Consider the following 3,455-nt stretch of genomic DNA (forward strand, 5'->3'; position numbering starts at 1 on the left):
GGCTAGGCGGTGGGGTCAGGCTTGACTTGTTGAAATTAGACACAAAGGGGAACGATTGGAGGAAGGTGGAGGGATCTTGATCAGGAACTAAAAAAGGCCTTGCGGTCGGTATCGCAAGGCCTTCGGCTTTTCTGATGGTGCCCAGGGACGGAATCGAACCGCCGACACGAGGATTTTCAATCCTCTGCTCTACCGACTGAGCTACCTGGGCAAGAGACCAACTTTATAGCTGAGTTGTCGGTTGGTGTCAATCATTTTTTGGGCTGGGTGGGTTTTCTGTGCATCTGGGGGAGCTGGAACTGATAGGGGACAGTGCTCCCCCTCCCCGGCCCTCCCCCTTCGGGAGAGGGTGAGCTGGAGAGAGGTTGCTATGTGCTGAGGCATTACGCGCGGGAGATGAAGCGGCCGTCGCGGGTGTCGACTTTGATCTTCTCGCCGGCTTCCAGGTAGGGCGGCACCTGCAGTTTGTGGCCGGTTTCCAGGATGGCTTCCTTGGTCTGAGCGGTGGCGGTGGCGTTCTTCAGGGCCGGGGCCGTCTCGGTGACGGTCAGTTCAACGGTAAGCGGGAGGTCGACGCTCACCATCCGCTCCTGGAAGATGCCGAGCTGGACTTCGGTGCCGTCCAGCAGAAACGGAGCGAGTCCGGCGAAGGCGTCCTCCTCCATCTCGAACTGCTCGTAGGTTTCCAGGTCCATGAAGACGCCGCGGCCGCCGTCTGCATAAAGGAACTGTCCCTTGTGCCGCTCGAAGTCTGCCTCGTCTACCTTGTCGCCGGAGCGGAAGGTCTTCTCCAGCACCTGGGCGGTGATCAGGTTGCGGTACTTGGTCTTCACCATGGTGTTGGCGCCACGGGCGGAGGGGGACTGGAAGCTCACATCTACGATAACGCAGGGGGCGCCGTCAAGCTGGATGACCAGGCCTTTTTTAAAGTCGTTTGTGGTGTACATGAAGGTTCTCCTTTGCCGAAATATCTCTTTTTAGCAGAAAAGTGTGATAAGTTCAACCCGCCTACGCCGAGGCTACGGCGGGCAAGCTCAGCCGAGGCTACGGCAGGCAAGCTTCACCTTGAAGGGGAGGGGACGGGGGAGCGTCTCATGTGGGGGCGGTACTGTTGTGGTTGGGAAGGAAAAGCGAAAGGCAAATCCCCCCTGTCCCCCCTTTGTCAAGGGGGGGACGTTGAGCTGCCATTATTGGTGAGTGGTGGCCGGATCAGAGGGGACGGTTTTTTCGGGGGAATTAAGTAAACGTTAGCGGAGGATGTGTGAAGATCGAGTCGGAGTTTATCAAGCTGGACAGTTTTCTTAAGGCGGTTGACGCGGTCAGTTCGGGGGGGGAGGCCAAGATCATCATCTCAGAAGGAATGGTTTCGGTGAATGGTGAGGTTGAACTGCGCCGGGGGAGGAAACTGCGTCCCGGCGACCGGGTGGAGTTGGACGGCAACGAATTCCTGGTGGAATAGCTTCAGCCGCCGGCGCGCTTGGCCTTGTAGCCGCGCTTAGCGAGTTCCGCCAGCAGCAGTTCGCCGTGATCGCCCTGGATCTCGATGATGCCGTCCTTGGCGGTGCCGCCGCAGCCGCAGCGGCGTTTCAGTTCTCCTGCCAATGCAGTGAGGGCATCGGCATCGAGCGGTAGTCCGCTGATGACCATGACGGTCTTGCCGCCGCGCCCTTTGCTTTCGCGCCGGATTCTCACCACGCCGTCGCCGGCGGGAGCGGATGATTTCCGGCAGATGCACTCTTTGACGGGCTTGCCGCAGGCGGGACACATTCTGCCGAATTCGGAGGAATAAACTACGGGAGCATCGCTTGAAGAAGGCTTTTTCATACGGCTTTTGTAGCAGAAAAATGGGCGGCAGGAAAGGCCAAAGGCTTATTTAACAGGGATGAACAGGATGAAAGAGTAATCTACCACTCAAACTGCAAATCCCCCCTGTCCCCCCTTTAACAAGGGGGGGACGCTGAGGTTTCCTTCCTCCTGATGTTGTGTCTTCCACTCCGTCTGCCCTGGCAATGTTTTTACTTCAATTCAACGGGCTTGGGGACCTCGCTTTCCATCATCGGGCGCGGGGTGAGGCGGTCGGGGATCTTCAGGACGGTGACGCCGGGCGGCGGCTCGATCTCCTGGTAGAGCGGGGCGCTGTTTTTCTGGTAGATCTTCGATAGATGCATGGGGAGCACGTAGCGCGGGCGCAGGCGGTCGAGCAGGATGTTCAGGTCAGTGGTGCACATGTGCCGGGACAGGTGGGCTTTGCGCTGCTCGGCGGCCAGGAAGGCGCACTCGCAGATCAGCAGGGTAACTCCCTCGTGAAGCGCCACCAGTTTTTCCAGGTTCTCGTCGGAAAATCCCACGTCGGTCATGTAACCGATGCTGGCCGGCGTTTCCTGTTTCATGATGCGCCCATAAAGCGCAGCGGCGTTTGGTGTGAATCGCTCCTCGACTCCCTCTCCCAACATCGCCTGGTAGGAGATGGCACTTCCCTCCAACTCACCGGCATGGAACAGCCGCTCCAGTTCCTTTAGCCACTCTCCCTTCACAATGCCCTCCGCAGCCATCCGCTCATCGTCCACCAGGAAGGCTGCTCCCTCATCGACCCGGTACGATAAGACCGGTATCCTGTGTTCGCAGGCAACGCTCCTCACCGACAAGTAATGATTCCCATAGAGCTCGCCGTCGCGCTCTCCTTCGGGTTGTGCCTGGAAGGCGTCGGGGCCGCTGAAGAGGGTGCTGGTGACTTGGTCCTCGCAGATCTCGCCGACCCGGAAGTTTCCCCAGAAGGTGTCGGCCAGGTTCCAGTCGTAGCAGGCGAACTTGTTGGCCATCCGGGCGGAGAGGCCGGGCGGGCCGAAAACGTCGATGGTGCGCGGGGAGGCGTGGCTGTGGCGGATCACGCTGTCCATCCCCATGAAGTGGTCCATGTGGGCGTGGCTTATGAAGATGGCGTCGATGGAGGTGTAGACCCTTTTGGCGAGGTGGTGCACCTTGCCGCAGTCGAAGAGGATGGCCCGGCTGAGGGGGCGGGTCCTGACCAGCAGCAGGGGGTCGTCGAACAGACCTGCAAAGAACGTGGGTTCGAGATAGCGGAAAGGTTTGGGCATGCGCTACATTTTACCATTCAGTTGACCTGCATCAATTGAAAGACTGGCTGAGGGGGTTAGAGTTTCTGTCAGAGAGAATGTTATTCCAGACAAGGAGAGAGCTATGGCAGAGAAGAAGGGTGTGGCACTTGGAGAAAAAATGAACGTTGCCAATCTGGCCGGGTACCAGGAAGGATCGGTGGTGAGCAGGGCGGTGGTGGACAAGCCGGTCGGCACCATCACTGTCTTCGCCTTCGACGCGGGAGAGGGATTGAGTGAGCATACCGCCCCCTACGATGCCTTCGTGCAGATCCTGGATGGCGAGGCGGAGGTCAATATCGAAGGGACGGTCCACAAGGTGTCGGCCGGGGAGATCATCGT

The 3,455-nt window shown here is 59.0% G+C and carries 5 protein-coding genes and 1 tRNA gene; 2 read left to right on the forward strand and 4 right to left on the reverse strand.

Annotation, left to right across the window (positions count from 1 at the left end):
* Nucleotides 1-135: 135 nt before the first annotated feature.
* Nucleotides 136-211, reverse strand: a tRNA-Phe gene (locus tag VJ604_RS05925).
* Between the two features lie 172 nt (nucleotides 212-383).
* Nucleotides 384-947, reverse strand: coding sequence for an elongation factor P (locus VJ604_RS05930; RefSeq protein WP_324080619.1), 564 nt, complete (start codon nucleotides 945-947; stop codon nucleotides 384-386).
* A 314-nt stretch (nucleotides 948-1,261) separates the two neighbouring features.
* Here VJ604_RS05930 and yaaA point away from each other — a divergent pair, with 314 nt between their 5' ends.
* A complete protein-coding gene (yaaA, locus tag VJ604_RS05935; RefSeq protein ID WP_324080620.1) occupies nucleotides 1,262-1,459 on the forward strand; it encodes a S4 domain-containing protein YaaA in 198 nt (65 codons plus the stop codon).
* Nucleotides 1,460-1,461: 2 nt separating this feature from the next.
* Here the strand turns inward: yaaA and VJ604_RS05940 are convergent, their stop codons facing one another.
* Both VJ604_RS05940 and VJ604_RS05945 read right to left on the reverse strand, forming a co-directional pair.
* Entirely contained in the window at nucleotides 1,462-1,824 is a 363-nt protein-coding gene (locus VJ604_RS05940; RefSeq protein WP_324080622.1) for a translation initiation factor Sui1, read from the reverse strand.
* 191 nt (nucleotides 1,825-2,015) lie between these two features.
* Nucleotides 2,016-3,095: a ribonuclease Z gene (locus tag VJ604_RS05945; protein ID WP_324080624.1), complete on the reverse strand. Its 1,080-nt coding sequence runs from the start codon at nucleotides 3,093-3,095 to the stop codon at nucleotides 2,016-2,018.
* Between the two features lie 103 nt (nucleotides 3,096-3,198).
* Between VJ604_RS05945 and VJ604_RS05950 the strand changes: the two genes are divergently transcribed.
* On the forward strand, nucleotides 3,199-3,455 hold a 257-nt coding region (locus VJ604_RS05950; protein WP_324080627.1), incomplete at its 3' end, for a cupin domain-containing protein.

It is taken from the genome of Geomonas sp. (assembly GCF_035254065.1).
Classification (GTDB): Bacteria; Desulfobacterota; Desulfuromonadia; order Geobacterales; family Geobacteraceae; genus Geomonas.